The 24,620-nt window shown below is 65.7% G+C and carries 24 protein-coding genes, 1 tRNA gene, 1 other RNA gene, 1 pseudogene and 1 riboswitch; of the genes and pseudogenes, 10 read left to right on the forward strand and 17 right to left on the reverse strand.

Features of this window, described 5'->3' with window-relative positions; genetic code table 11:
* Positions 1 to 54: 54 nt before the first annotated feature.
* Both ACYVGK_RS03945 and ACYVGK_RS03950 read right to left on the reverse strand, forming a co-directional pair.
* Positions 55 to 726 (reverse strand): DUF6498-containing protein, encoded by a 672-nt coding sequence (locus ACYVGK_RS03945; protein WP_460731932.1) that lies wholly within the window; start codon positions 724 to 726, stop codon positions 55 to 57.
* Positions 723 to 1,250 carry an O-acetyl-ADP-ribose deacetylase gene (locus tag ACYVGK_RS03950; protein WP_460731933.1) on the reverse strand — a complete coding sequence of 176 codons (528 nt, stop codon included), beginning with the start codon at positions 1,248 to 1,250 and terminating at the stop codon, positions 723 to 725. Before ACYVGK_RS03950 ends, ACYVGK_RS03945 begins: the two co-directional genes overlap by 4 nt.
* 144 nt (positions 1,251 to 1,394) lie before the next feature.
* Between ACYVGK_RS03950 and ACYVGK_RS03955 the strand changes: the two genes are divergently transcribed.
* The 3 genes from ACYVGK_RS03955 (at position 1,395) to ACYVGK_RS03965 (ending at position 6,936) form a co-directional block, all read left to right on the forward strand.
* Positions 1,395 to 2,453 carry an efflux RND transporter periplasmic adaptor subunit gene (locus ACYVGK_RS03955; RefSeq protein WP_460731934.1) on the forward strand — a complete coding sequence of 353 codons (1,059 nt, stop codon included), beginning with the start codon at positions 1,395 to 1,397 and terminating at the stop codon, positions 2,451 to 2,453.
* 198 nt (positions 2,454 to 2,651) lie between these two features.
* On the forward strand, positions 2,652 to 5,777 hold the full coding sequence (locus ACYVGK_RS03960) for an efflux RND transporter permease subunit (RefSeq protein WP_460731935.1): 3,126 nt from the start codon (positions 2,652 to 2,654) through the stop codon (positions 5,775 to 5,777).
* A 181-nt stretch (positions 5,778 to 5,958) separates the two neighbouring features.
* Positions 5,959 to 6,936, forward strand: a complete 978-nt coding sequence (locus ACYVGK_RS03965) for a TrmH family RNA methyltransferase (RefSeq protein ID WP_460731936.1) — start codon at positions 5,959 to 5,961, stop codon at positions 6,934 to 6,936.
* Between the two features lie 70 nt (positions 6,937 to 7,006).
* Here the strand turns inward: ACYVGK_RS03965 and ACYVGK_RS03970 are convergent, their stop codons facing one another.
* The 4 genes from ACYVGK_RS03970 to ACYVGK_RS03985 all read right to left on the reverse strand — a co-directional run bounded on the left by ACYVGK_RS03970 (position 7,007) and on the right by ACYVGK_RS03985 (position 10,089).
* Positions 7,007 to 8,431, reverse strand: a complete 1,425-nt coding sequence (locus tag ACYVGK_RS03970) for a M28 family peptidase (RefSeq protein WP_460731937.1) — start codon at positions 8,429 to 8,431, stop codon at positions 7,007 to 7,009.
* A gap of 152 nt (positions 8,432 to 8,583) precedes the next feature.
* Positions 8,584 to 8,988, reverse strand: coding sequence for a large-conductance mechanosensitive channel protein MscL (mscL, locus tag ACYVGK_RS03975; RefSeq protein ID WP_460731938.1), 405 nt, complete (start codon positions 8,986 to 8,988; stop codon positions 8,584 to 8,586).
* Positions 8,989 to 9,078: 90 nt separating this feature from the next.
* Positions 9,079 to 9,801, reverse strand: a complete 723-nt coding sequence (locus ACYVGK_RS03980) for a fumarylacetoacetate hydrolase family protein (protein ID WP_460731939.1) — start codon at positions 9,799 to 9,801, stop codon at positions 9,079 to 9,081.
* Positions 9,802 to 9,804: 3 nt separating this feature from the next.
* Entirely contained in the window at positions 9,805 to 10,089 is a 285-nt protein-coding gene (locus ACYVGK_RS03985; protein ID WP_460731940.1) for a hypothetical protein, read from the reverse strand.
* 106 nt (positions 10,090 to 10,195) lie between these two features.
* On the opposite strand from ACYVGK_RS03985, the gene ACYVGK_RS03990 reads away from it, so the two are divergent.
* Positions 10,196 to 10,549, forward strand: coding sequence for a Rieske (2Fe-2S) protein (locus tag ACYVGK_RS03990; RefSeq protein WP_460731941.1), 354 nt, complete (start codon positions 10,196 to 10,198; stop codon positions 10,547 to 10,549).
* 94 nt (positions 10,550 to 10,643) lie between these two features.
* Here ACYVGK_RS03990 and ACYVGK_RS03995 read toward each other — a convergent pair whose 3' ends face one another.
* From ACYVGK_RS03995 to thiS, 4 genes are all read right to left on the reverse strand, one after another.
* Entirely contained in the window at positions 10,644 to 12,488 is a 1,845-nt protein-coding gene (locus tag ACYVGK_RS03995) for an SLC13 family permease (RefSeq protein ID WP_460731942.1), read from the reverse strand.
* Between the two features lie 122 nt (positions 12,489 to 12,610).
* Positions 12,611 to 13,351, reverse strand: coding sequence for a tRNA (guanosine(46)-N7)-methyltransferase TrmB (trmB, locus tag ACYVGK_RS04000; protein WP_460731943.1), 741 nt, complete (start codon positions 13,349 to 13,351; stop codon positions 12,611 to 12,613).
* Positions 13,351 to 14,157, reverse strand: a complete 807-nt coding sequence (locus tag ACYVGK_RS04005) for a thiazole synthase (protein ID WP_460731944.1) — start codon at positions 14,155 to 14,157, stop codon at positions 13,351 to 13,353. Before ACYVGK_RS04005 ends, trmB begins: the two co-directional genes overlap by 1 nt.
* A gap of 211 nt (positions 14,158 to 14,368) precedes the next feature.
* Positions 14,369 to 14,458, forward strand: a riboswitch (cyclic di-GMP riboswitch).
* A 70-nt stretch (positions 14,459 to 14,528) separates the two neighbouring features.
* The gene (gene thiS, locus ACYVGK_RS04010) at positions 14,529 to 14,729 is read right to left on the reverse strand and encodes a sulfur carrier protein ThiS (protein ID WP_460732440.1); all 201 of its coding nucleotides are present in this window, start codon (positions 14,727 to 14,729) and stop codon (positions 14,529 to 14,531) included.
* A gap of 181 nt (positions 14,730 to 14,910) precedes the next feature.
* Here thiS and ACYVGK_RS04015 point away from each other — a divergent pair, with 181 nt between their 5' ends.
* From ACYVGK_RS04015 to ACYVGK_RS04040, 6 genes and pseudogenes are all read left to right on the forward strand, one after another.
* Positions 14,911 to 16,740 (forward strand): autotransporter outer membrane beta-barrel domain-containing protein, encoded by a 1,830-nt coding sequence (locus tag ACYVGK_RS04015; RefSeq protein WP_460731945.1) that lies wholly within the window; start codon positions 14,911 to 14,913, stop codon positions 16,738 to 16,740.
* Between the two features lie 97 nt (positions 16,741 to 16,837).
* Positions 16,838 to 16,911 (forward strand) — tRNA-Gly (locus tag ACYVGK_RS04020).
* A gap of 119 nt (positions 16,912 to 17,030) precedes the next feature.
* A complete protein-coding gene (locus tag ACYVGK_RS04025; RefSeq protein WP_460731946.1) occupies positions 17,031 to 17,573 on the forward strand; it encodes an ATP-dependent zinc protease family protein in 543 nt (180 codons plus the stop codon).
* Positions 17,570 to 18,442: pseudogene (rimK, locus tag ACYVGK_RS04030) on the forward strand (30S ribosomal protein S6--L-glutamate ligase); the annotation flags it as partial. The gene ACYVGK_RS04025 and the pseudogene rimK, both read left to right, overlap by 4 nt.
* A gap of 489 nt (positions 18,443 to 18,931) precedes the next feature.
* A complete protein-coding gene (locus ACYVGK_RS04035; RefSeq protein WP_460731947.1) occupies positions 18,932 to 19,612 on the forward strand; it encodes a response regulator transcription factor in 681 nt (226 codons plus the stop codon).
* A gap of 88 nt (positions 19,613 to 19,700) precedes the next feature.
* A complete protein-coding gene (locus ACYVGK_RS04040; protein WP_460731948.1) occupies positions 19,701 to 21,047 on the forward strand; it encodes a sensor histidine kinase in 1,347 nt (448 codons plus the stop codon).
* A 31-nt stretch (positions 21,048 to 21,078) separates the two neighbouring features.
* Here the strand turns inward: ACYVGK_RS04040 and ACYVGK_RS04045 are convergent, their stop codons facing one another.
* The 7 genes from ACYVGK_RS04045 to ACYVGK_RS04075 form a co-directional block, all read right to left on the reverse strand.
* A complete protein-coding gene (locus ACYVGK_RS04045; RefSeq protein WP_460731949.1) occupies positions 21,079 to 21,810 on the reverse strand; it encodes a 2OG-Fe dioxygenase family protein in 732 nt (243 codons plus the stop codon).
* A gap of 7 nt (positions 21,811 to 21,817) precedes the next feature.
* Complete coding sequence (rpiA, locus tag ACYVGK_RS04050; RefSeq protein WP_460731950.1) at positions 21,818 to 22,465, reverse strand: ribose-5-phosphate isomerase RpiA; 648 nt, start codon at positions 22,463 to 22,465, stop codon at positions 21,818 to 21,820.
* Between the two features lie 52 nt (positions 22,466 to 22,517).
* On the reverse strand, positions 22,518 to 22,985 hold the full coding sequence (locus tag ACYVGK_RS04055; protein WP_460731952.1) for an EVE domain-containing protein: 468 nt from the start codon (positions 22,983 to 22,985) through the stop codon (positions 22,518 to 22,520).
* Between the two features lie 16 nt (positions 22,986 to 23,001).
* Positions 23,002 to 23,607, reverse strand: a complete 606-nt coding sequence (locus ACYVGK_RS04060; RefSeq protein WP_460731953.1) for a 5-formyltetrahydrofolate cyclo-ligase — start codon at positions 23,605 to 23,607, stop codon at positions 23,002 to 23,004.
* 148 nt (positions 23,608 to 23,755) lie between these two features.
* Positions 23,756 to 23,942, reverse strand: a non-coding RNA gene (gene ssrS / locus ACYVGK_RS04065) — 6S RNA.
* 145 nt (positions 23,943 to 24,087) lie between these two features.
* Positions 24,088 to 24,396, reverse strand: coding sequence for a cell division protein ZapA (locus ACYVGK_RS04070; RefSeq protein ID WP_460731954.1), 309 nt, complete (start codon positions 24,394 to 24,396; stop codon positions 24,088 to 24,090).
* Positions 24,393 to 24,614: a TIGR02449 family protein gene (locus tag ACYVGK_RS04075; protein ID WP_460731955.1), complete on the reverse strand. Its 222-nt coding sequence runs from the start codon at positions 24,612 to 24,614 to the stop codon at positions 24,393 to 24,395. Before ACYVGK_RS04075 ends, ACYVGK_RS04070 begins: the two co-directional genes overlap by 4 nt.
* Between the last annotated feature and the right edge of the window lie 6 nt (positions 24,615 to 24,620).

The raw sequence follows: 24,620 nt of genomic DNA on the forward strand, positions 1-24,620 counted from the left end.
CCTCACGCTACGGAAACGCCGGCCTCGTGCCGGCGTTTTTGTTTCCGGAGTCGGCTACTCGACCACGTTCGGCAGGGACTTGCCGCCTGCCTCCGCGCGCTGCAACCAGCGATGCTCGATCTTGTGCATCGCCACGTCCGCCACGGTCTTGAGCGAGCCGAACAGCAGCCGGCCCCAGTCGTCGCCCAGCGCCATGCCTAAGATGATCGTCAGATGCATCGGGAGCACGCGCAGGTAGGGCAGGAACATCAGCGTACCGATGTTGGGTACGCGTCGCAGGTCGGCGGCGACATGCTCGCGGTAGGAAGCCCGGTGCGAGAACCAGAACGAGAGCGCCAGGCCGAGGATCAGCAGCACATCGGAGCGATGCATGACGCCACCCGCTGACGCGGGCTCTCCAGACACGGAGCTCATCGTCAGCAGAAAGATCAGATAGACGAAGTGGAAGAGCCCGTAGTGCAAGGCGAAGAAATTCGCCGTAACCCGCTGGGTTTGTGGGGTGGGTTCCACTGCCTGGTCGTTGATCTTGAAGCCTTCGGTCGAGAACGTGTGCAGAGCCAGGATCCGCTTGCGCGCGAACCAGCCAATCACCAGCGACTGGCACCAGTACGGCCACAGCATCAGCGCGAGCGGCCAGTCCTGCCACCAGGCCGTCACCAGGGTGAGCAGGTTGGAGGCGACGATGCCGAGCGTGGCGCGGTCGTTGCGTATCGGCGTTGCAGTCATGGTTGGTGTTCCAGTGCATCGAGGTAGTGCCGCTCCATCCCGGCATCGAAGCAGCACAACAGCACGCGTTGCGGCAGCGCGTGATCCGATAGCCACTCGCTCACGACCGCGACCGCAATCCGTGCCGCCAGCACGGGCGGATAGCCGAATACCCCGCAGCTGATCGCCGGAAAGGCGATGGATAGCAGACGGTATTCCTCGGCCAGGTGCAGGCACTGCCGATAGCCGCTGGCGAGCAGTTCCGCCTCGCCGATGCTGCCTCCGTGCCAGACCGGCCCGACCGTGTGGATGATGTGGCGAGCGGGCAGGTCGTGGCCGCCGGTGATGCGCGCTTCACCCGTGGGGCAGCGCACATGGGGCCGGACCAAGGGAATGTCGCGGCATTCCTGGCTCAACCCCGGCCCTGCGGCACGGTGGATGGCGCCGTCGACCCCGCCGCCCCCGGACAGGGCTTCGTTGGCCGCATTGACCACGGCGTCCACGGACAGTCGGGTAATGTCGGCCCGGAGGACTTCAATCGGCATGTCGTGGTCCATCGTGGGCCGGGAGTGCCGGGCGATTTTGCCGCATCAGGGGGCAACCATTGGCCCATACGTGCGGTCATGGGTGGCCCGTAGAATCCGCCGTTCGCCTTCCCTCCCGCCGATGCCGCCTTTCCGGAGCCGCGCTTGATCCGCTCGCGCCTGACCACCGTTACCTTGGCCCTCGCGCTCCTCGGCGTTGCAGGCTGCAACAAGGACGCCGCATCGCAGCGCGATGGCAAGGGCGACCGGCCCGCGACCGTGACCACGCAAGTCGTGCGACCGCGGCCCTGGAGCGACAGCGTGCAGGCACTGGGTACGGTGCATGCGCGCGAGTCGATCACCGTGACCGCCAAGGTCAGCGAGATCGTGCAACAGGTGCATTTCGACAGCGGCGATGTCGTCGCCAAGGGCGCGCCGCTGGTCACGCTCAGTGGACAGGCGCAGCAGGCCGCGCTCACCGAAGCCAAGGCCGAAGCAAACGAAGCGGACAAGCTCTACCGCCGCCAGAGCGAACTGGCCGAACAGCAACTCATCGCGCGCTCCGCACTCGACACGCAGCGCGCAGCGCGCGATGCCGCCAACGCGCGCGTCGCGCAGATCCACGCGCAGCTCGGTGACCGCGTGATTCGCGCGCCGTTCGCGGGCGTGCTGGGCATCCGTCAGGTCAGTCCCGGTTCGCTGGTGACCCCGGGCACGTCGATCGCCACGCTCGATGACACCGCACGCGTCCATGTCGATTTCCCGGTGCCCGAGATCATGCTCGCGCAGCTCGCGCCGGGGTTGCAGGTCAGCGGCCGCAGCGAAGCCTATCCGCAGCGCCGCTTCGATGGCGTGGTCAGCACGGTCGATGCGCGCATCGATGAAGCCACGCGTTCGGTGACCGTGCGCGCCGACTTTCCCAACACCGATCGCGCGCTGCGTCCGGGCATGCTGCTGGAGATCGCACTGCAGCGACCGCAGCGCCAGGCGTTGCTGGTACCGGAAATCGCGATCGTGCAGGTGGGCAGCGATTCGTTCGTGTATCGCGTGGATGCCGACGGCAGTGTCGAACGCGCCGACGTCGAAGTGGGTGCGCGTCGCGACGGTCTGGCCGAGATCACCTCGGGCGTGAAGACCGGTGAGCGCATCGTCGTCGACGGCACGGTGAAGCTGCATCCCGGTAGCAAGGTGGTCGAAAGCGGTGAGAAGACCGCGGCGAAGTAGGCGTCGATAAACAGATCGCCGTCGCGCGCGGCGATTTTCCCCCTCCCTTTCGCCGCAGGCGAAGGGGAGGGCCGGGGAGGGGTGCTGTTGCTTTTGCTGTTGTCGAGAAAAGCAGAAGCAAAGACAAGAGCACCCCTCCCCAACCCTCCCCTGCGCTGCGCGCAAGGGAGGGGGTAAAAAACCAAGGGCAATGGCTGCATGAAACTCTCGGATCTCTCCATCAAGCGCCCGGTCTTCGCCACCGTGATCAGCCTGTTGCTGATCGTGCTGGGCGTGATGGCCTTCACCCGCCTGACCCTGCGCGAACTGCCGGCGATCGACCCGCCGGTGGTGTCGGTGGAAGTTGCCTATCCGGGCGCATCGGCCGCGGTGGTGGAGACGCGCATCACCCAGATCCTCGAAGACGCGCTCGCCGGCATCGAGGGCATCAACACGATCGAGTCGCGCAGCAGCAGCGGCCGCTCCAACATCAGCATCGAATTCAACCTGAGTCGCGACATCGAAGGCGCGGCCAACGATGTGCGTTCCGCGGTGAGTCGCGTCAGCGACCGCATGCCGGAAGAGGCCGACGCGCCGCAGGTATCCAAGGTCGAGTCCGATACCGACCCGATCGTCTGGGTCAACATGGACAGTTCGACCATGGACACGCTGCAGCTGTCCGACTACGCCCAGCGCTACATCGTCGATCGCCTGTCCAGCATCGATGGCGTTGCGCAGGTGCGCCTGGGTGGCCAGCAACGTTATGCCATGCGCATCTGGCTGGACCGTGATGCGATGGCTGCGCGCGGCGTTACCGCGGCCGATGTCGAAACTGCGCTACGCGCGCAGAACGTCGAGTTGCCGGCGGGACGCATCGAGTCGGAAACGCGCGATTTCACCCTGCGCGTCGCGCGCAGCTTCGAGAAGCCCGTCGACTTCGCGCAGATCCCGCTGCGCAAGGGCGCGGACGGTTACGTCATCCGACTGGGCGACGTGGCGAAGGTCGAACTCGCCTCCGCTGAGCGTCGCAGCTACTACCGCAGCAATGGCGAGCCCAACATCGGCCTGGGCATCATCAAGACCTCGACCGCGAACAGTCTCGACGTCGCGCGGGCGGTGAAAGCGGAAACCGAACGCATCCAGGAATCGCTGCCCAAGGGCACGAAGATCTTCATCGCCTTCGATACCACGACCTTCATCGATGCGGCGGTCGAGCGCGTGTACCACACGCTGTTCGAGGCGATCGCCTTGGTGCTGATCGTGATCTGGCTATTCCTGGGCAGCGCGCGGGCGGCGCTGATTCCGGCGGTGACGGTGCCGGTGTGCCTGATCGCCGCGTTCATTCCGCTGTACGCCTTCGGCTATTCGATCAACCTGCTTACGCTGCTCGCGCTGGTCCTGTGCATCGGACTGGTCGTCGACGACGCGATCGTGGTGCTGGAGAACATCCAGCGCCGCGCGGACCTGGGCGAGCCACGCCTGGTGGCCGCGCGCCGCGGTACGGCGCAGGTCGCGTTCGCGGTGATCGCGACGACGGCGGTATTGGTGTCGGTGTTCCTGCCGATCGGCTTCATGCAGGGCAATACGGGGCGCTTGTTCCGTGAGTTGTCGGTCGCGCTGGCAGGCGCGGTGGCGATCTCCGCCTTCGTCGCGCTGACGCTCACGCCGATGATGTCGTCGAAGCTGGTGAAGCCACATAGGGAAGAGAAATCGAATCCGCTCACGCGCTGGGTCAACGCGCGGCTCGATGCGGTGAGCGTGGGCTATCGCCGCTTGATCGACCGCAGCGTGGAACGGCCGTGGTTCTTCGGTGCATTGATGCTGGCCGCGCTCGGGTTGAGCTATGGCCTGATCAAGCTGGTGCCGTCCGAACTGGCGCCGGCGGAAGACCGCGGTGTGTTCTTCCTCATGTTGAACGGGCCGGAAGGCGCGGGCTTCGATTACACGGTCAAGCAGGTGCAGGCCGCCGAAAAGATCATCCGTCCGTATGTTGGCAAGGGCGGCCCGATCGAGCGCGCGAGTCCGCGCGTGCCCGGTTCGTTCGGTGCCACCGACGACATGCAGATGGGGCGCATCAGCGTGTTCCTGCGCGACTGGCGCGAGCGCGATCAGGACACCGCTGACGTCGCGCAGAAGATGCAGAAGGAACTGGGCAAGCTGCCGGGCGTGCGGGTGTCCTCGCAGGTGACCGGCGGTCTGGTGCGCACGCGCGGCCAGCCGATCCAGCTGGTGATCGGCGGTCCCGACTATGCGCAGCTGGCGCAGTGGCGCGACCGCCTGCTGGCGCGCATCGAACAGAACCCGAAGCTGGTCGGCGCCGATTCGGATTACAAGGAAACCCGGCCGCAGATGCGCGTGCAGATCGATCATCAGCGCGCGGCGGATCTGGGCGTCAGCGTCGGCGACATCGGTGGCACGCTGGAATCGATGATGGGTTCGCGTCGCGTCACCACGTTCGTGCGCGGTGGCGAGGAATACGACGTGATCGTGCAGGCATCCAAGGCGATGCGCGGTTCGCCGGCGGACCTCGCCGCGATCCAGGTGCGTACGCGCAGCGGCGATCTGGTCCCGCTGTCGAATCTGGTGACGCTCAAGGAAATCGCCGAGCCCGGTAACTACAACCGCTTCAATCGCCTGCGTGCGATCACGATCAGCATGGGTCTGGCGCCGGGCTATCGCATGGGCGACGCGATCACCTGGCTGCAGCAGGCGGTGAAGGAAGAACTGCCACAGCAGGCGCAGATCGACTGGAAGGGCGAGTCGCGCGAATACCAGGCCGCGGGCGGCGCGGTGTTGCTGACGTTCGCGCTGGCGCTGCTGGTGGTGTACCTGGTGCTGGCCGCGCAGTTCGAAAGCTTCATCCATCCCTTCGTTATCATGCTGACGGTGCCGCTGGGCGTGCTTGGTGCGCTGCTGGGCCTGTGGATCTTCGGCAGCACGCTCAATCTGTTCTCGCAGATCGGCATCGTGATGCTGGTGGGCCTGGCGGCGAAGAACGGCATCCTGATCGTCGAGTTCGCCAACCAGCTGCGCGACGAAGGCCGCAGCATCCACGAGGCCATCGTCGAGTCCTGCTCGGTGCGCCTGCGCCCGATCCTGATGACCTCGATCGCGACGGTGGTGGGTGCGATTCCGCTGGTGCTGGCCGGTGGTCCCGGTTCGGCCAGCCGCGCGACGATCGGCGTGGTGGTGATCTTCGGCGTGTCGTTCTCGACGCTGTTGTCGCTGTTCGTGGTGCCGGCGTTCTACAGCCTGCTGGCGCGCTACACGCGTTCTCCGGAAGCGGTCGCGCACGAACTGGCGAAGCTGGAGGAAGTCACGCCGCAGGCGGGCGGGCACGCCTGATTCCTCAGCTGCACGCCGCATTGAATCGTCATCCCGGCGAATGCCGGGATCCAGCCCCTCCGCCTTTGATCGTCATCCCAGCACGCGTAGGGCGGGCCTCGACCCGCCGTATGGACGTCGCGATGCCGCCCGCCCCGGCAGATTTCCTGATGGCGGGTCACGCCCGCCCTACAATGGCGGCATGTCCCACGATCATTCCCGCCCCCCGCGCCGCCCTTCGGCAGCTGGCCCCTGGAAGTCCGCGCCGACCGGCGAGCGCGCCCCCCGTTTCGAACGCGGTCCGCGTTCGCCGCGCAGCCTTGACGATGCGCCTTCCCGCGGCCCGCGTCCGCCCCGCAGTCACGACGATGCGCCTTCCCGCGCACCGCGCGACGACGCGTGGCACGACACGTCGATGGAAGACGCGCCGCAGCATCCCGCCCGCGCCCGTCGCGACACCGAATTGCGTCTGTACGGCCTCAATGCCGTGCATGCCGTCTTCGCCCGTCGTCCGCAGGCGATCCGCAAGCTCTATCTGCTCGAAGCGCGCATCCCCGCGGTGCAGCCGCTGCTGAAGTGGTGCGTCGCCCATCGCGTGGGCTATCGCATCGTCGAAGAAGCCGACCTCGATCGCCTCGCGGCCAGCACGCACCACGAAGGCATCATCGCCGACGTGCTGCGTGACGAGCCGCAATCGATGTCGAACTGGCTACGCGACCTCCCGGCCGGCCCGCAATGCGCTCTGTGGCTGGATGGCGTCGGCAACCCGCACAACTTCGGCGCAATCCTGCGCTCGGCGGCGCACTTCGGTGTCAGCGCGATCCTGCTGCCCAAACATTCGCCACTGGCGCTGTCCGGCGCGGCCGCGCGTGTGGCCGAAGGCGGCGCCGAAGCCGTGCCGATGGTGCGGCTGGGCCGGCAGGACAACGCGCTGGCGCAACTGCGCAGTTCCGGCTTCGCCCTCGCGGCGACGGTGGTGAAGGGCGGCAGCGATGTCTTCGACACGACGTTGCCGCAGCGGATGGTGTTCGTACTGGGCAGCGAAGGCGAGGGCATGGATCGCGAGCTCGCAGCGGCCTGCGATACGCGCGTGTCGATCCCGGGCAGCGGCGCGGTGGAGAGTCTCAACGTCGCCGCGGCGACGGCGGTGCTGCTGGCGGCGTGGCGTTCGCGGCTGTAACGGCATCGCATCATCGCAATGAAAAAGCCCGGGAATTCCCGGGCTTTTTCGTATCCAGCGAGCGGAAGTTTTATTCCGACGGCGGATTGACGGTCTTAGCTTCGCTGCCGAAATCGCCATCCGCACTCGCGGCGAGGTAGGAGAACACCGCATACGCCGCGACGTTCTGCGCCAGCGCCTTCGGGTCGATCTTGTCGAGCGTGTCGTCAGGTGTGTGGTGGTAATCGAAGTAGTCGGTGCCGTCCTGACGCAATGCGGCCCAGGCCAGGCCCTGTTCGGCGAATGGGCTGATGTCCGGACCGGGGCCGCCTTCCTGCGGTGCGTGCGCGATACCCAGCGGCGCCAGCACGTCGGCGATCTGCTTCACCGCGCCCTGCGCGTATTCCGGCGCGCCGCTGCGGAACGCGTAGATGCGACCGGCACCGAAATCGCTTTCGGCGGCGATCTGATGCTTGCGGATGTCGCCGATGTGCTTGGCGGCGTAGGCCTTGCCGCCGTACAGACCCTGTTCCTCGTTGGCGAACGCAACCACGCGGATGGTGCGCGCCGGACGCTGCGGCAGCTTGCCGATCAGCGCGCCTGCAGCCATGGTCAGGCCGACGCCGGCGCCGTCATCGATCGCGCCGGTGCCCGGGTCCCAGGAATCCAGGTGCCCGCCGATCAGCACGATTTCCTGCGGCTTGGACTTGCCGCGGATCTCGCCGATCACGTTGTGCGAGACCGCTTCGCCGTTCCAGCCGCAGTCCAGTGCCATGTGCACCCGCACCGGCCCACCGGCAAGCAAACGGCTGAGCTGATCCGCGTCCGGGGCGGACAGGGCGGCCGAAGGAATCGGGGTGAGTCCTTCATCGAAGCGGGTGATGCCGGTATGCGGCACACGGTGCGAGTCGGTACCGGCCGAGCGCATCAGGTAACCGGCCGCGCCGGCGCGGATCGCGGCCGACGGGCCACGACCGCGGACCTTGCCGCCCATGCCGTACCCGGCGCCATCGCGGGCGCGCTCCATGCGGTAATCGATGAAAGCGATCTTGCCGGCCAGGGAGCCGGCCGGAGCCTGCTCGAGCGCGGCCAGGTCGGCGAAGCGCACCACTTCAGCCTCGACCGTGCCGCCCGGGCTGCCGCCGAGCGCGAGGATCGACAGTCGTTGTGAGTGTGCGCCGACCACGGTGGCCTGCTCGCCGCGACGCTCCCACTTCGGGAAGCGCACTTCCTCCACCCATACCTTGTCATAGCCCAGCGCCTTGAACTTCGCCTGCGCCCACTCGACCGCCGCGGCATCCGCGTCGCTGCCGGCCAAGCGTGGACCGACTTCGGTGGTCAGCGACTGGGTGATCTCGTAGCCGAGGTTGCTGGCCAGCGCCTGCTCGCGCAGCTGCGCCGCCGCGGCCATGGCCTTGTCGGGGATGCGGGTCGGGGACTTGGCTGCGGGAGGCGCGGCGACCGCCACGCTGGTGAAGAGGAGGGAACTGGCGAGTAACCACGGCGCAACGCGCATCACGACTCCAGGAGCGGCAGGGAACATCGGGAAAAAACAGCGAAGCCGCGAGCTTAACCGCCCGCGGCCCCGTTCCGGTGTGCGCCATGCCAAAGCAGGCGTGAGACTTTTTGGCGGCAGCCGCGAATCGCGTTCGTGGCTGGCGAGGGCACTCAGCGCTTGAGCGAATCGCGGATCTCACGCAGCAGCAGGACTTCCTCCGCCGGCGCCGCCGGTGCGGCTTCGGCCGGCTTGCGCATGCGGTTGACGACCTTGACCACCATGAAGATCGCCAGCGCGATGATCACGAATTGGATGATGGCGTTGACGAATTCGCCAAGTCCGAGCACCACGGGGGGCACCTCCTTGCCGGCGGCGTCCATCGTCGCTTCCTTCAGCGTGATCACCCACTTCGAGAAATCCACGCCGCCGATCAGCAGGCCGATCGGCGGCATGATGATCTTGTCGACGAAGGCGGTGACGATCTTGCCGAACGCCGCGCCGATGACGACGCCGACCGCGAGGTCGAGCACGTTGCCGCGCGAGACGAATTCCTTGAATTCCGCAATCAGGCCCATCTGTCCCTCCGAGTGGAATATCGGCAACGAACGCCGCGGCCGACTATACCCGGCACTTCGGTGTCATGACGATTGGGGCGCGGACCGCGGTTATGGCGGAAGGATGCTGCCGCGCAGCACGATGGCATCGTCGAGCGAGGCCTCGAAGGCATCGCCCGGTTGCAGCGGACCCACGCCCGCCGGCGTGCCCATGAAGATCAGGTCGCCTGCGCGCAGGGCGTACAGCTTCGACAGCTCGTGGATGATGTCGGGGATGTTCCAGATCAGATCGGCCAGCGTGCCGTGCTGGCGCACGTCGCCGTTGATGCGCAGCGTCAACGCTCTTGCTTCGAGCGCACCGATGTCGCCGGCCGGCACGATCGCGCTGATCGGTGCGGCATGTTCGAACGACTTGCCGGTATCCCACGGCAGGCTCTTCGCCTTGGCAGCGGCCTGCAGATCGCGACGGGTCAGGTCCAGGCCGACCGCATAGCCGTAGACCAGCGCCATTGCGTCGGCTTCGGGCACGATTCCGGACGGCGCATCGCGTCCCAAGGCGACCACGAGTTCCACTTCGTGATGCAGCTCGCGAGTGCCACGCGGATAGCGCACCTGGCCGTCGATGACGAGGCTGTCGCTGGGCTTGAGGAAGAAAGTCGGGTTACCGCGTTCGGCCGCGGAGGCCGGTGCGGTCGCGCCCATCTCGCGGGCGTGATCGGCGAAATTGCGGCCCACGCAATACACGCGGTGGACAGGGAACTGGCCGTCAGTGGGAATGCCGGTGCCACGCACCGGAACACGCGGTTGCGGTAGCGCGGAGACGACGTCGGTCATGCGTCAGCGCGGGAGCGAAACGGGCTTCACCACGCGGAACTCGCCATCGAGTACGCGCGTATCGCGCGCGACGGGCTTGCCGCGCTGCTTCAACAGCTTCACCAGCAGGCCCGCGCCGATCATCGCGGCGCCCACGAACACACCGAACATCACCAGTACCGCAAGCAGGGCCAGACCGACGAGGCCCAACAACACACGCAGCGCGCGATGACGCGGCTTGCGCGGTGCGGAGAACACGTTGCGCACACGCGCATTGACCTGATCGAAGCGGAAAGTATGGGCAAACATTCGTCGTCGAACCCCTGTGGTGACACAATCCCGTCACGAAGACCGGGCGCGCAGTATCGGCCGGGCTTCGGGCCCAAGTGTGAGAACTGCGTTAAACAACGAGACCGTGGACACATCCAGCACATCCCAGCGTCATCCGCTGATTGCACTTGACAACATCGCCGACGGTGCCCTGGTGGAGACCGAGGTCACACTCGGCGACGATGCCGAATCGCTGATCCTGCATCGCGAAGGCGATGCCGTACGCGCGTGGCTCAACATCTGTCCGCACGCGGGCCGCCGCCTGGATTGGGCGCCCGGGCAATTCCTCAAGAGCAAGGAAGGCTTGCTGGTGTGCGCTGCGCACGGGGCCAGCTTCGAATTGCAGCACGGTGACTGTGTCGCCGGTCCTTGCCGCGGCGAGGCGTTGCGTGCGGTCGCTGTGGAAGTGCGCGACCGACAGGTGTGGCTGGTCGAGTGAGGCGCGTCAGTAGCGCCGAGCCTGCTCGGTGGGTCTTATCGTGCTCGGTACAAGAAGCAATCCGAGCAGGCTCGGATCTACGGGAGCGCAGGCGCTAGAACATCAGCTGGATCACGGCAACGATCACGACCGTATAAAGCAGCGCCAACGGTCCACCGATCCGCCACAGTTCCTTGCCGGTATAGCCGGCCGGACCGACGACCATCGAGATCACCGGATTCGAGGCGGTCATGAAGTTGTTCGACGCCGACAGCGCGACGATCAGCGCGAATGCGGTGGGGTTGCCTTCCGAAGCCAGAGCGAGATTGATCGCCAACGGCACCATCACGATGGTGGCGCCGACATGACTGATCACCAGCGAGAACGCGGTGGTCAGCACACCCACCAGCAGCTCCAGCACCCATACCGGCGTGCCATGCGGCAGTTGTTCCAATGAATGTCCGGCGACCCACGCTGCCGCACCGCTGGAGTCCATCGCCCAGCCCAGTGGAATCAGGCACGCCATCAGGAACACGGTGCGCCAGTTGATCGCGGCGTAGGCCTCTTCGATGTGCAGCACACCGGCGATCAGCATGCCGGCGACACCGGTCATCAGCGCGATCGACACCGGCAGGCGCGAGGACAGGGCCAGCAGCATCGACACCGTGAAGATCGCCAGCGCGATCTTGAGCTTGTGCGGCCGCTGTTCGCCCTTCGGGTAATCGGTGACGACGACCAGATCCTTGCTCTCGGCGGCTTCGGCCAGGTCGGTCCAGATGCTGTGCAGTACGAGCATGTCGCCGCTGCGCAGGGTGATGTTGCGCAGGTCCTCGCGCAGCACATGCTTGTCGCGATTCACCGCGAGCAGGCTCAGGCCGAGGTTCTTGCGGAAGCCCAGGTCGCCGGCCTTCTTGCCGAGGAATTTCGAAGTCGGCGGCACCACCGCTTCGGAAATGCCGGCGCGGCTGGGATTGAACAGGTCGGCGAAGTTGCGCAGGCGTGAACTCAGGCGCAGGAACTGGTTCTGCGCGAAGTCGGCGACCGCCTGCTTCTCGCCCATCGCACCGAGCACGCTGCCCACCCAGATGCGGGCATCGGCCGGCGGCGAAAGGCGCGAATCGTCGCCGTCTTTCAGCGCCAGCAGCAGCGGCGCACCACGCAGCGCCTCGGCTTCGCCGATCGACATGCCCACCAGCGGGCTGTCGGCGCTAACCGTGAGTTCGTACACATCGCCTTCGATGCCGTAGGTCTTGGCGAAATAGCTCTGTGTGCGCGCCGGGGTGGCGCCGCCTCCGGCTTCCTGCTTGTCGCGCAGCAGCTTGTCGCCGAAGAAATGGAAGTAGGCGAGCGAAGTAGCCAGCAGAGCCACGCCGATCGGCAGTGGCGCGAACATCTTCAGCGGTTCGATGGTCGCCGCACCTGAAGGCAGATTCGAATTGGCCGCGCTGAGCAGGTCGTTGAGCAGCATCAGCGGCGAATTGCCGACCATGGTCAGCGCGCCGCCCATGATGATCGCCGCTGCGATCGGGAACAGGAACCGTGGCAACGATACGCCGGTGCGCGAGGACAGGCGCGAGGCGACGGGCGTGTAGAGCGCCATCACCGACGGGTTCTGCATGAAAGAGGAGTTCAAGCCGGCGATGGCGGTGGTGAACAGCAATAATCGCTGTTCCACACCTTTCGCTCTTCGCAGCAACCAGCCGGCGAGACGATTGAGCGCGCCGGTACGGTCGAGGCCCGCGCCCAGGATCATCGTCGCGATGATGCTGATGACCGCGTTACCGGAGAAGCCGTTGAACAGCAGTTCCGGTTCGACCAGGCCCGACAGGCCGAGCAGGACCAGCACGACCAGGGCGACGACGTCCGCGCGGATCCGCTCGAACAGGAACATCACCATCGTGAACACCACCAGCCCGAGAACGAGCTTCATGTCGGTGGTGAGCGGGAGGGCGGTGTCCATCGCGATGTCTGGTTGCTCTGCTTTTCTGTAGAGCGGAGCTTGCTCCGCTGCCTTTTCTCAAGCGCGCCCGAAAGCAAGAAGCAGCGGAGCAAGCTCCGCTCTACAAAGCTGTGCCTTGCGCCTTAGGGCTTGTCGTACAACAGGTCCCACACCCCGTGGCCGAGCTTCTGGCCGCGGGTCTCGAAATGCGTTTGCGGACGCCACTCCGGTCGCGGCACCATCCCGCGCTCCCCGGCGCGATTGACGATGCCCTTTGTTGCGTCGAGCACATCCCACATCTGCTCGGCATAGTCCTGCCAATCGGTGGCGAGGTGCAAGCGCCCGCCGCTGGCGATTTTGCTGACGAGCAGTTTCGCGAAGTCAGGTTGCACGAGGCGGCGCTTGTTGTGGCGCTTCTTGTGCCAGGGATCGGGGAAGTAGATGCGGATCTCGTCCAGCGAGCCGTCGGCGATCTCGTTCGTCAGCACTTCCACTGCATCGTGGTGATACAGGCGCACGTGGTCGCTGCCGTCCTGCGCCAGAGCATTGAGCAGCCGGCCCACGCCGGGCGCGTGCACTTCGATGCCGATGTAGTTGCGCGAGGGATCCTGCTGTGCGGCGAAACGCAGCGCCTCACCGTTGCCGAAGCCGATTTCGACCACACGCGGGGCCTTGCGTCCGAACACGGCATCGTAGTCGCGCGCGCTGCCTGCGTAGTCGAGGCCGAACCGCGGCCACAGCTCGTCGAACGCGCGCTGTTGCGCCGGCGTGAAGCGGCCCTGACGCAACACGAAGCTGCGGACCTTGCGGTGGCCTTCTTCGACGGTGAAAGGCTTGGGCGGGGCCTTCTTGCTGCCCTGTCCATTGGTGTCCTGATCGACCATCAGGCGATCAGCCCATCCACCGGCGACGAAGCGCTGGCGTAACGCTTGCGCGGAATGCGACCGGCCTTGAACGCGGCGCGGCCGGCTTCGACCGCGAGCTTCATTGCATGCGCCATCAGCACCGGATCCTTCGCGCCGGCGATCGCTGTGTTCATCAGCACGCCGTCGCAACCCAGTTCCATCGCGATCGAGGCATCCGAGGCGGTGCCGACGCCGGCGTCGACGATGATCGGCACCTTCGCGTTCTCGACGATCTCGATCAGGTTGTACTTGTTCTGGATGCCAAGGCCGGAACCGATCGGCGCGGCCAGCGGCATCACCGCCACGCAGCCGATTTCCTCCAGGCGCTTGCACAGGATCGGATCGTCGCTGGTGTAGACCATCACGTCGAAGCCGTCCTTCACCAGCGTTTCGGCGGCGGCCAGGGTCTGCACGACGTCGGGATACAGGGTCTTCTGGTCGCCCAGCACTTCGAGTTTGACCAGGTTGTGGCCATCGAGCAGCTCGCGCGCCAGGCGGCAGGTGCGGACTGCGTCGTCGGCGGTATAGCAGCCGGCGGTGTTGGGGAGGATCGTGTACAGGTGCGGCGGCAGCACGTCGAGCAGGTTGGGCTCGCCCGGGTTCTGGCCGATGTTGGTGCGGCGGATCGCGACCGTAACGATCTGCGCGCCGGCGGCATCGGTGGCCCGGCGCGTCTCGTCGAGGTCCTTGAACTTGCCGGTACCGGTGAGAAGACGGGAGTTATAGGCCTTGCCGGCGATGACCAACGGGTCCGCGGGCGGCGTGAAGAGGGCGGGAAGCGTCATCCGGCGATTTTAGCAGTGCCGCTCACTTTGCCGGCCTGCTGGTGGGCGGGCGATGTCGACGGCATCCCCCATCTGGGGGGTGGGACCGGCTGGCCTGCAGGGCCATGCCTTCGCGTTGAATCGGAGAGCAGGAAACCTCGGGCCCGGAAGGGGGCGTTCCCCTGCGCTTCCCCGGCGAAGACTGCCTGCCACGCGCGGTTTGCACCGTGCGGTACGCAAAGAGCACACCCGGCGAGAGTCGGGGCCGCAAAGCCCACGGATCCAGACGCCTCCCTCCGTCTGTGATGGCCGGGTTCCCTTACCGCCGGTGCGGACCGCGTCCTTGCGCCGGCGGCGCCCGGCCCGGTCAGCCTCGAGGCGATAAGGGCAACTCAGCCGCCGCCCAGTGCGTGCACGATCTCGACGCGATCCCCGGCTTGCAGAGCATGTTCGCCATGGCGACTGCGCGGGACGATTTCGCCATTGACTTCGACCGCCACACGACGCGCGCCCAGGCCTTCGGCCTGCAGTAGTTCGAGCACGGTCGCCGGGGCAGCGAGCGCGCGCGGCTCGCCGTTGAGGATGACGTTCAAGGACTGGGATTCCATGCGCGTATTGTCCCCGCGCGCCGCGGTCACGGCCAGCGCGGATAGCGCTTGCGGCGTTGCGGCTTGTGCGCCGCGTCACGGCATGGTTCGATGCGACGCCATGCGTTGGCGTATGCGCCAACGCACAGGACCAACCATAAGAAAACCCATCGGGGAGAGAAAAGGAATGATGAACAAGCCCGTCCGCTGCCTGCTTGCCACGGCTCTGGCGCTCGCTGCGGCACCTGCATTTGCGGGAACCTTCAGCAATACGGTGTTCTTCGGCGACAGCCTGACCGACTCGGGCTTCTACCGCCCGTTCCTGGTGCAGAACGCCGGTCCCAGCGCCGCTACTGTCGGCCGCTTCACCACCAACCCGGGCCTGGTGTGGTCCGAGTACCTCGCCAACTATTACGGCACCGATGCTTCGTCCGCGTGGGGCCTGACCAATACCGGCATCGTGGCCGGCACCGGCAACAACTACGCCGCCGGCGGCGCTACGGTGAAGCTGGGGCTGGGCTTTCCGCCGTCGGTGCCGACCCAGTTCGCGCCGTCGCTCGGGCTCCAGGTCGGTGCCTATCTGACCCGCACCGGTGGCGTGGCCGATCCGAACGCGCTGTACACCGTTTGGGGCGGCGCCAATGACCTGTTCTACACGCTCAACGGCGGCATTACTCCGGCGCAGCTGATGGGTTCGGCGACGATGCAGGTCGGCCTGATCAACCAGCTGACCACGGCCGGCGCGCGCTACATCCTCGTACCGACCATGCCGGACGTCGGCGTCACTCCGTTCGGCCTGTCGCAGGGTCCGACCGGTTCGGCCAACATCACCGCGCTGGTGAACGGTTACAACCAGACTCTGTTCGGTGGCATCGCCGCGGCGAACCTGCGCGTGATTCCGCTCGACACCTACACGCTGCTGCACGAGATCAGTGCGAATCCCGGCGCGTACGGCTTCAATAGCGCGGTCATTCCTGCTTGCGCCGGCACTTCGCTCACCTGCGTGAGCGTGGGCAGCGGCCGCGCCTTTGCCGACGGCGTGCATCCGAGCAGCGAAGCGCACGCCATCCTGGCGGACTACGCCGTGTCGATCCTTGAGGCCCCGCGCCAGATCGCATTGCTGCCGAACTCGGCCTCGATGGTCGGTCGCTCGCGCGCCGAGCGCGTCGCCGCACATGCCGGCAAGCCCGACGCCGATGGCATGAAGTGGTGGAGCGATGTGCGTGGCGATTTCCAGCGTTACGGCGACGGTGATATCTACGACGGCGCTGGTCCGACGCTGACCTTCGGTGTCGACTGGAACCGCGGCAACCTGGTTTACGGTGCCTTCGCCGGTTACGGTCGCCAGGGTCAGGACTTCGGCCGTCGCGGCGGCAGCTTCGATCAGACCGACATGAGCCTGGGTGGCTTCGCCGGCTGGTACGGCGATAACGGCGCGTGGGTCAATGGCCAAGTGAGCTGGAGCAAGGTCGACTTCGACATCGATCGCGACGTGGTGCTCGGCCCGGTCGTGCGCAGGCACAGCGGCTCGGCAGACGGCGAGAACCTCAGCGCCGGCATCAGCGCGGGCTGGGAGTTCGGCGAGGGCGCGCTGCGCCATGGTCCGGTGGTGAGCGTGCTCGCACAGCGCATCGATATCGACGGCTACGCCGAAAACCATCCGGAGCAGTCGACTTCGCTAGCCTACGCGGACCAGAGCTTCGATTCGATGATCAGCAGCGTCGGCTGGCAGGCCAGCTACGCGATCAATGATCACCTCAAGCCGTACGCGCGCCTGACCGCGGACCACGAATTCGAAGACCAGGACAAGGAAGTGTTCGCGCAGCTCCAGTCGATGCCGAACACCGCGCCGTATGCCGTGCCGGGCGTCAAGTTCGACCAGAGCTACGCGACGCTGACCTTTGGTACGCGCACCAAGCTCTTCGGCCTGGATGCGAACATGGGTGCGAGCGTGACCACGGGGCAGAAGAACGCCGACCACGCTACGGTGTTCGTCACCGTCGGTGGCGGCTTCTGACGCTGCACCGCAGGTGAAAAACAGCAAGGGCCCTGCGGGGCCCTTTGCTTTTGCGTTGCCAAGCCGCCAAGCCGGGGCATAGACTGCGCCCCGTCAGGCGGGTGTAGTTCAATGGTAGAACTTCGGCTTCCCAAGCCGATAGCGTGGGTTCGATTCCCATCACCCGCTCCAGTTCGATGCGTGCAACAGGTGGCTGTAGTTGAAGGCTGCAACCAGTTGCCACGCAGCAACAAAACCGTAACGGCAGTCGCGTCACAGTGACTGCCGTTTTCTTTTCGCGAGTGCTGGACGTGAAGCGACAGATTTCCCAGGAGCGGATCGTGCTTGGCTGGCGGGAGTGGGTGGGCCTGCCGCGGCTGGGCCTGCCTGCGGTGCGATGCAAGATCGACAGCGGCGCACGCAGTTCGGCGTTGCACGTCGATGGTTGCTGGCGGTTCAGCGAACGCGGTGCGCCCTGGGTCGGCTTCCGGCTCAGCAACGACGGGCACGGCGAGGCGATGCTGCAGGCGGCCGCGCCGATCTACGATGAGCGCGATGTCATCGATTCCGGCGGACACCGCACGCGGCGCATCTTCCTGCGCACGACCCTGGCGCTGGCCGGACTCGAGCGCGAAATCGAAATAAACCTGACCGATCGGCAAGGCATGCTGTTCCCGATGCTGCTTGGACGCACGGCGATGGCCGGGCTGTTTGCGGTCGATCCGGGTCACTCGTTCCTGCACGGAAAGCCACGCCTTGCTCACCGGGAGCGTGGTTTCGCCAGGACGCCGGCCGTGACTGCCACCTTCAACGACACACGCAATCCGCTTACCTCTTTACGGCGTCTTCCATGAAACTCGCGATCCTTTCGCGCAACAGCAAGCTCTACTCCACACGGCGCCTGGTGGAAGCCGCGCGGGAGCGCGGCCACAGCGTGCGCGTGCTCGACCCGCTGCGCTGCTACATGCGCATCGCCAGCGACGGCTTCACCATGCACTACAAAGGCCGGGAACTGGCGGACTACGACGCGGTGATCCCGCGGGTGGGTGCGTCGATCACGCGCTATGGCTCGGCGGTGCTGCGCCAGTTCGAGCTGATGGGCACTTATTCGCCCAACTCTTCCGATGCGATCCTCAAGGCGCGCGACAAGTTGCGCTGCCATCAGCTGTTGGCGGCGCAGGGCATCGGCCTGCCGGCCACGGTGTTTGGCGACAACCCGGACGACACCCACGACCTGCTGGCGATGCTTGGCCCGCCGCCTCATGTGATCAAGCTCAACGAGGGCACCCAAGGCGCCGGCGTCATGCTCACCGAGAAGCCCTCGGCTTCGCGTGGCGTGATCGAGGCCTTGCGCGGCCTCTATGCCAATTTCCTGGTCCAGGAATTCGTCGCTGAAGCGAAGGGCGCCGACTTGCGTTGCTTCGTCGTCGGCGACGCGGTGGTCGCCGCGATGAAGCGGCAGGCACCTAAGGGCGACTTCCGTTCGAACCTGCATCGTGGCGGCACCGCCAAAGGCGTGAAAGCGACGACAGGCGAACAGGAGGTTGCGATCCGTGCAGCGCAGGCATTGGGATTGGGAATTGCAGGCGTTGATCTGATTCGATCCAAGCGTGGACCGCTCGTGCTTGAAGTGAATGCATCGCCCGGACTCGAGGGCATCGAGGAAGCCAGCGGAGTCGATGTCGCGGGCGCCGTGATCGACCACGTGGGGGCTCCGTTCCGGCGTCGCGGAGCCCGGGGGAATGGGGGCGAACGAGTTCTTAACGAAAAATCCGCCGCAAGCAATTTGCCAGCAAAATCATATGGTTAATTGTTAAATGCTGGTTTTTTTTCGGGGCGGGAGCGCCCAAATAACAGATTCTTACACCCCCGTTTTAACGGACTTTTAGTCCCGGCAGGCGTAGCCTGAGCACACCGGAATCCCGCTGCTTCCTCGTCAGTAGTCGGTTGCTGGATGACGGTAATCGGGGCAACACCCTTTTTGACCCGGATGCGGCGGCCCCGTATCCGGGTCTTTCTTTTTGCGCCTCTAATGCGTGATCGCGATTGCGGATTGCGTGCGCCATGCGCGGCGTCGGCGCGGCTCCTGCATTTCGAACAGATTTGTTAAGACAGATTTGTTAAGTTCGCACCGAACGCTCCGTCGCGCGTCGTGCCGACGGAACCCGGCGGCGACCGCAGGGTCGAAGCCCTACCTGATACGGACGGTCTCATGCGCATCCTCGTCATCGAAGATAACCAGGACATTGCCGCCAATCTCGGCGACTTCCTCGAGGACCGCGGCCATACCGTGGACTTCGCCGCCGACGGCATCACCGGCCTGCATCTGGCGGTGGTGCACGACTTCGATGCGATCGTGCTCGACCTCAACCTGCCTGGCCTGGACGGGTTGGAGGTGTGTCGCAAGCTGCGCAACGAGGCCCGCAAGCAGACGCCGGTGCTGGCGCTGACCGCGCGCGATTCGCTGGAGAACAAGCTGGCCGGCTTCGATGCCGGCCTCGACGACTACCTGATCAAGCCATTCGCGCTGCAGGAAGTCGAAGTGCGCCTGAATGCGCTGGCTCGTCGCGGCCGTGGCGTGCAGACCCGCGTGCTCAATGTCGCCGACCTCGAATACAACCTCGACACGCTGGAAGTCCGTCGCCAGGGCAAGCTGCTGCAGCTCAATCCGACCGCGCTGAAGATCCTGCAGGCGCTGATGGAAGCTTCGCCGGCGGTGGTGACGCGGCAGGAACTCGAAACCCGCGTGTGGGGCGAAGAACTGCCGGATTCGGATTCCCTGCGCGTGCACATCCATGGCCTTCGTGCCGTGGTGGACAAGCCTTTCGAGACGCAGTTCATCCAGACCCGCCATGGCATCGGTTATCGCATTGCGCCGCCAGAGCACGCCTGAGTGCGAATCACGGCGGCCCGCCGAAGCAGCGGTGGCGTGATTGCGTAATTCCGGTCGACGTCCCGCGCGCGATCTTTCGCTGTCCGACATGTCCAACGAACCCGGCCCCACCCCCGCCCGCAAGCCCAAGATCCGGTACCGGCGCCAGCTGCGCAGCCGCATCATCCTGGCGTTCGTGCTGCTCGGCTTCGGTTTGACCGCGTTGTTCGCCTGGGCGACCAATCTCACGCGTTCTCGCGTCGAGAACGCGCTGGTTGAAGACGTGATGAATCGCAATATCGACGAGTTCGCACGCCGCTACTTCGCCAATCCGGCGCGAAGCCCCGACCTGCCGGTGAAGCAGATGCTCGCCCGCGTAGTGAAGAGCAAGGATTTCGAGCAACTGCGTACCGAGCAGCCCGACTGGTATGTGTTTGGCGATGGGATCCACAGCGTCAGCGGTACCAATCCGGACGGCACGCCGTTCTCGTACAAGCTGGCCGTACGCAAGACTTCGAACGAATGGTTTTTCCTCGCCTACGACATGACCCAGACCCTGCGCGGCGAGGAGCAATTCAATCGCGCGATCTATGTCTCGGTGGTCGTGTTCACGCTGCTGTCGCTGGTAGTGGGTCTGTGGGCGTCTTCCCGCGTGATGAGCCCGGTGACCGAGCTCGCGAACCGGCTGAAGCAGTCCGGCAGCAGCTCGCAGCCTGAGGCGCTCGCCGCGCACTTTCCCAACGACGAGGTCGGCCAGCTGGCCGAGGCGCTGGACGATTACGCCGAACGCCTTACCCATGTAGTCCAGCGCGATCGCGAGTTCAATGCCGACGTCAGCCACGAATTGCGCACGCCTCTGGCGGTGATCAAGGGCGCGATCGAACTGCTGCTGTCAAGGCCGGAGCTCGATGAGAAGACCCGAGCCCGCCTGCAGCGCATCCAGCGCGCGGAGCAGCAGTGCACCGACCTGATCAACGCTCTCCTGCTGCTCTCGCGGAACGAGCGCGGCCACGGCGCCACCGACGTGGCGCGCGTCGCCGAGCAATTGCTGGACGCGCACCGCGCGCAGCTGGGCGGAAAGGCGCTCGACCTCATCATTGAGGGGCCGCGCGGCCTGGTCGTGGACGCGCCCGAAGCCGCGGTATCGGTGGCGCTGGGCAATCTGGTCGGCAACGCGGTGAAGTACACGACGCAGGGCGAGGTGGTGGTGCGCCTGCATCCGACCGCGGTCGAGGTGATCGATTCCGGGCCGGGGCTCAGTCCGGAAGATGCAGCGCGGTTGTTCGAGCGCGGTTACCGCGGAACCCACGCTGGCCATTCGCAGGGCGGCGGCATCGGTTTGTCGATCGTGCGCCGCCTGTGCGAATTGTACGGCTGGGATGTCCGCGTCCTGCCCGGCGAAGAGAAGGGCGTGGTGGCGATCCTGACCTTCGGCAGTCGGGAAGTGATCCCGTAGAGCCAGTCCGTTCCGTGGCGACCTGCGCCGCTCAGTCCGTTCCGCGCAGGGTCACCACCAGCACGTCGCGATGCGACGGCGCAGCCGGATCGAGCGGCGTGACCGGGGTTACGCCATGGAAGACGCGGGCGTCATCGACCAGCGCCGCGTCCAGCGCGTGTGCCAGGGTGAAACTGCCCAGCAGGGTGCCATCCTCGTGGTGGATGGTCGTGGTGCCGCTGGCGATGTTCTGCCGATCGATCAGCAGGACCAGCACGTAATCGACGCCGTCGCGATGCACGCCTTCGGGAGTGGGTTCGCCGGGCGCGTCGGGACGGGCTTCGATGCGGAACTGATGTACTTCGATGTGCCAGCGCCGGGTGGCGGGGGCGAGCTGCGCGAACAGGTCGCGGCTGAAACCCAGAATCGTATGCAGGCACGCGCTGGCACCGATCTCGTCGGTGATCGGCGCGAACCAGCGCTCGATGTCGCCCTGCAGGACGTTGTAGTTGCTCGACTGGTAATGCGGCTGATGGGCCTCGCGCACGACGGCGCCTTCGCCACTGGCCGAATAAACCGCGTGGCGCCGACGCCGCTGCCGACCGACCTGGGCGAGGTAGGTATCGGGCTCCAGTTCGTTCCAGCTGGCGGCGAACGCGCTCCAGTCAGGCAATTCGCCCGTTCCAAGCAGCAGCTCGCGCATCGCGTCGGCTTCGACGAATTCGAAGCCGTTGCGTTGCAGGGAGTCGAGCAGGCCGCGGTTGGAAGGGGCGGGTGCGTTCATGGCTTCGTCAGAACACCAGCGGCGGTTCGCCACCGACGATCACGACGTCGGCAGCACGGCGCGCGAACAGGCCGACCGAGACCACGCCCGGAATCTGGTTGAGCGCGGCCTCCATGCCAACCGGATCGACGATCGACAGGTTGTGCACGTCGAGAACGAGATTGCCGTTATCGGTGACCACGCCTTCGCGCCACACCGGCTGACCGCCGGTCTTGGCGAGGATCTGGCGCGCGACCAGGCTACGCGCCATCGGGATGACTTCCACCGGGAGCGGGAACTTGCCAAGCACGTCGACGCGCTTGGCAGGATCGATGATGCAGATGAACTTGTCGCTGGCCTCGGCGATGATCTTCTCGCGGGTCAGCGCCGCGCCGCCGCCCTTGATCAGGCGCTTGTGCGGATCGCATTCGTCGGCACCGTCGACATAGAGCGACAACGGGCCGGTGGCGTTGAGGTCGAGTACCTCGATGCCATGCATCTGCAGACGCTGTGTGCTCTGCTCGGAGCTGGACACGGTGCCGCGGATGCGATCCTTGATGCGGGCGAGGGCATCGATGAAGTACGCAACGGTCGACCCGGTGCCGACCCCGACGATCATGCCGTCTTCGACGTAATCGATGGCTTTTTCGCCGGCCAGACGCTTGGCTTCACTCATGGGATTGCGACTTTCTGTTTGGGAATTCGGAAAGGAGAGCGCGGTAGCGCGCTCACTCCAGCGAGAGCAGCAGCTTCCACTGCGCAGCCGTGACCGGCAGCACCGACAGGCGCGAGCCACGCTGGATCAGCGGGAAGCCTTCGCCCAGTTCTTCGGCGTGGCCGCGAATCTCGTCCAGCGCGATGGTCCGCTTGAGCTTGCGTTCGAAAGTCACGTCAACCAGATCCCAGCGCGGCTGTTCCTGCGTCGCCTTGGGATCGAAGTAATCAGACTTCTTGTCGAACTGGGTCGGGTCCGGGTACGGCGTGGTCGCCACGGTGGCGGTGCCGACGATGCCGGGAACGTCGCAGCTGGAGTGATAGAACAGCACGCCGTCGCCGACCTGCATCGCGCGCATGTGGTTGCGCGCCTGGTAATTGCGCACGCCGGTCCATGGTTCCGTGCCGATGCGCTGCAGGTCGTCGATGGAGAAGGCATCCGGCTCGGACTTCATCAACCAGTAGCGGCGGCGTGCGGTCATCGGAGAACTCGGAAAGTCAGGTGTTCGCGGCGAGGAAATCGATGCTGGCCGCTTCCGTGCAGACCGCATCCAGGCGCACGTCCCAGGCTTCGGCATCCAGTGGCGCCACCTGTTGCAGTGCGAATGCCGCGCCGACCAGATGCGGGGGCGCGGGCTGGTCGCGACGGAAATGGAAGGTGCGATCGTACCAGCCGCCACCCATGCCCAGCCGGTTGCCGCGGGCATCGAAGCCCACCAGCGGCATCACCACCAGTGATAAGGCTGTCGCTTCCAGCAATGAGGACGGCGCTACGTCCGGTTCCGGAATGCCGTAGCGATTGCTGACCAGTCCATCGCCCGGGCGCCAGGGGGCGAAGCGCAGGCGCTGGTCGTCGCTCAGCACGGGTAGGCAGTAAACGCACCCGCGCGGCAGCCGCAATTGCCAGGCGTGCAGGGCAATCTCGCCGTCCATGGCCCAGTAGCCGGCCACGTAGCCGGCCTGAGGCGCGAACGGGAGCGCGAGCAGATGCCGGGCGAGCGTGTCGGCGGCGGCGATGCGTTCGGGGGCGGGCAGGGCGCGGCGGCGTGCGCGCAGGTCCTGTCGCAATTGGCGGCGTTCGGCCGCGAGACTTCGGTCGTTCATGCGGTCAGCGCGGCGGAGTGATGCTCGCGGGACAGGCGGAGTCGCGGTTGCGATTCCACCATTCGCGAGTCTGGAAGTAGCGCTTCGATCGAATCGCTGCGCTCTGAATAAGCCATGCGGCGCCGGAGCGCCGCATGCGTGAAATAAGAAGTCCTCCGCCGGTGGGCGATGCCTGCGAAACGACCTTGAACCCGGGGTTCAAGTGGGAACGCTTGGATGCCTTCGGGCTTTCCGCTACGAGGCGGACTTGCACTCCAGGCTTCCGCTGCGCCCCCGTGGTCGTCATAAGGGACAAGGCGAATGTTTGCGCAGGCTGTCGCGCACAGCAGAGGACGTGCGCGAAGTATAACGCGGCAACTTCGATCGAGTAGCCCGCTCGTCGGCGCGAGAGTGTTGCGATTCAGATGTTGCGTAATCCAAACCACTTGATTTGTGTGCGCTGACGCAACATTTGTATGCCACGCCTTTGTCAGGAAAGTTTCAGCGCGGCGTGCCGTCGAACAAACCGTCGAGCTTGCGATGCAGATCGTCGAGCGTACGCACGAGTTCACGATCGCGGCCTTCGCCTTCATTGCGTAGCTGCTGCAATTCATGCGCAAGGTTCAATGCCGCAAGCACCGCCACGCGATCGAGCGCGGCCATGCGGTTGTTGCCGCGGATCTCGCGCATCTTGCTGTCGAGCAGTTTGGCCGCGGCCATCAGGCTGTCGCGCTCGTCGGGTTCGCAGCCGATGGTGTATTCGCGATCGAGCAGGCGGATGCTGACCGGTTCGCTGGTTTTGGAACTCACGTGTGCTGCTCCAGCGACTTGAGCCGGGCGATCATGGCTTCGACGCGCGTGCGTGCCTGCTCGTTCTTCGCCAGCAGGGTGGAGCGCTCATTGGCCAGCTGCTCCTGCTGCAAGCGCAGGCTGCGGTTTTCCTCGCTCAGACGACGTGCCTGCGCGCCCAGTTCGTCCAGGCGGGCCGACAGGTTCTGCAGTTCGGCGATGAGTTGGGAGCGATCCATAAGCGG

Source organism: Lysobacter tyrosinilyticus (assembly GCF_054779815.1).

Coding starts and splice junctions, on each gene's coding strand:
- ACYVGK_RS03945 (WP_460731932.1), bottom strand. CDS start 726: ATGACTGCAACGCCGATACGCAACGACCGCGCCACGCTCGGCATCGTC.
- ACYVGK_RS03950 (WP_460731933.1), bottom strand. CDS start 1,250: ATGCCGATTGAAGTCCTCCGGGCCGACATTACCCGACTGTCCGTGGAC.
- ACYVGK_RS03960 (WP_460731935.1), top strand. CDS start 2,652: ATGAAACTCTCGGATCTCTCCATCAAGCGCCCGGTCTTCGCCACCGTG.
- ACYVGK_RS03965 (WP_460731936.1), top strand. CDS start 5,959: ATGTCCCACGATCATTCCCGCCCCCCGCGCCGCCCTTCGGCAGCTGGC.
- ACYVGK_RS03970 (WP_460731937.1), bottom strand. CDS start 8,431: ATGCGCGTTGCGCCGTGGTTACTCGCCAGTTCCCTCCTCTTCACCAGC.
- mscL (WP_460731938.1), bottom strand. CDS start 8,988: ATGGGCCTGATTGCGGAATTCAAGGAATTCGTCTCGCGCGGCAACGTG.
- ACYVGK_RS03980 (WP_460731939.1), bottom strand. CDS start 9,801: ATGACCGACGTCGTCTCCGCGCTACCGCAACCGCGTGTTCCGGTGCGT.
- ACYVGK_RS03985 (WP_460731940.1), bottom strand. CDS start 10,089: ATGTTTGCCCATACTTTCCGCTTCGATCAGGTCAATGCGCGTGTGCGC.
- ACYVGK_RS03995 (WP_460731942.1), bottom strand. CDS start 12,488: ATGGACACCGCCCTCCCGCTCACCACCGACATGAAGCTCGTTCTCGGG.
- trmB (WP_460731943.1), bottom strand. CDS start 13,351: ATGGTCGATCAGGACACCAATGGACAGGGCAGCAAGAAGGCCCCGCCC.
- ACYVGK_RS04005 (WP_460731944.1), bottom strand. CDS start 14,157: ATGACGCTTCCCGCCCTCTTCACGCCGCCCGCGGACCCGTTGGTCATC.
- ACYVGK_RS04015 (WP_460731945.1), top strand. CDS start 14,911: ATGATGAACAAGCCCGTCCGCTGCCTGCTTGCCACGGCTCTGGCGCTC.
- ACYVGK_RS04035 (WP_460731947.1), top strand. CDS start 18,932: ATGCGCATCCTCGTCATCGAAGATAACCAGGACATTGCCGCCAATCTC.
- ACYVGK_RS04040 (WP_460731948.1), top strand. CDS start 19,701: ATGTCCAACGAACCCGGCCCCACCCCCGCCCGCAAGCCCAAGATCCGG.
- ACYVGK_RS04045 (WP_460731949.1), bottom strand. CDS start 21,810: ATGAACGCACCCGCCCCTTCCAACCGCGGCCTGCTCGACTCCCTGCAA.
- rpiA (WP_460731950.1), bottom strand. CDS start 22,465: ATGAGTGAAGCCAAGCGTCTGGCCGGCGAAAAAGCCATCGATTACGTC.
- ACYVGK_RS04055 (WP_460731952.1), bottom strand. CDS start 22,985: ATGACCGCACGCCGCCGCTACTGGTTGATGAAGTCCGAGCCGGATGCC.
- ACYVGK_RS04060 (WP_460731953.1), bottom strand. CDS start 23,607: ATGAACGACCGAAGTCTCGCGGCCGAACGCCGCCAATTGCGACAGGAC.
- ACYVGK_RS04075 (WP_460731955.1), bottom strand. CDS start 24,614: ATGGATCGCTCCCAACTCATCGCCGAACTGCAGAACCTGTCGGCCCGC.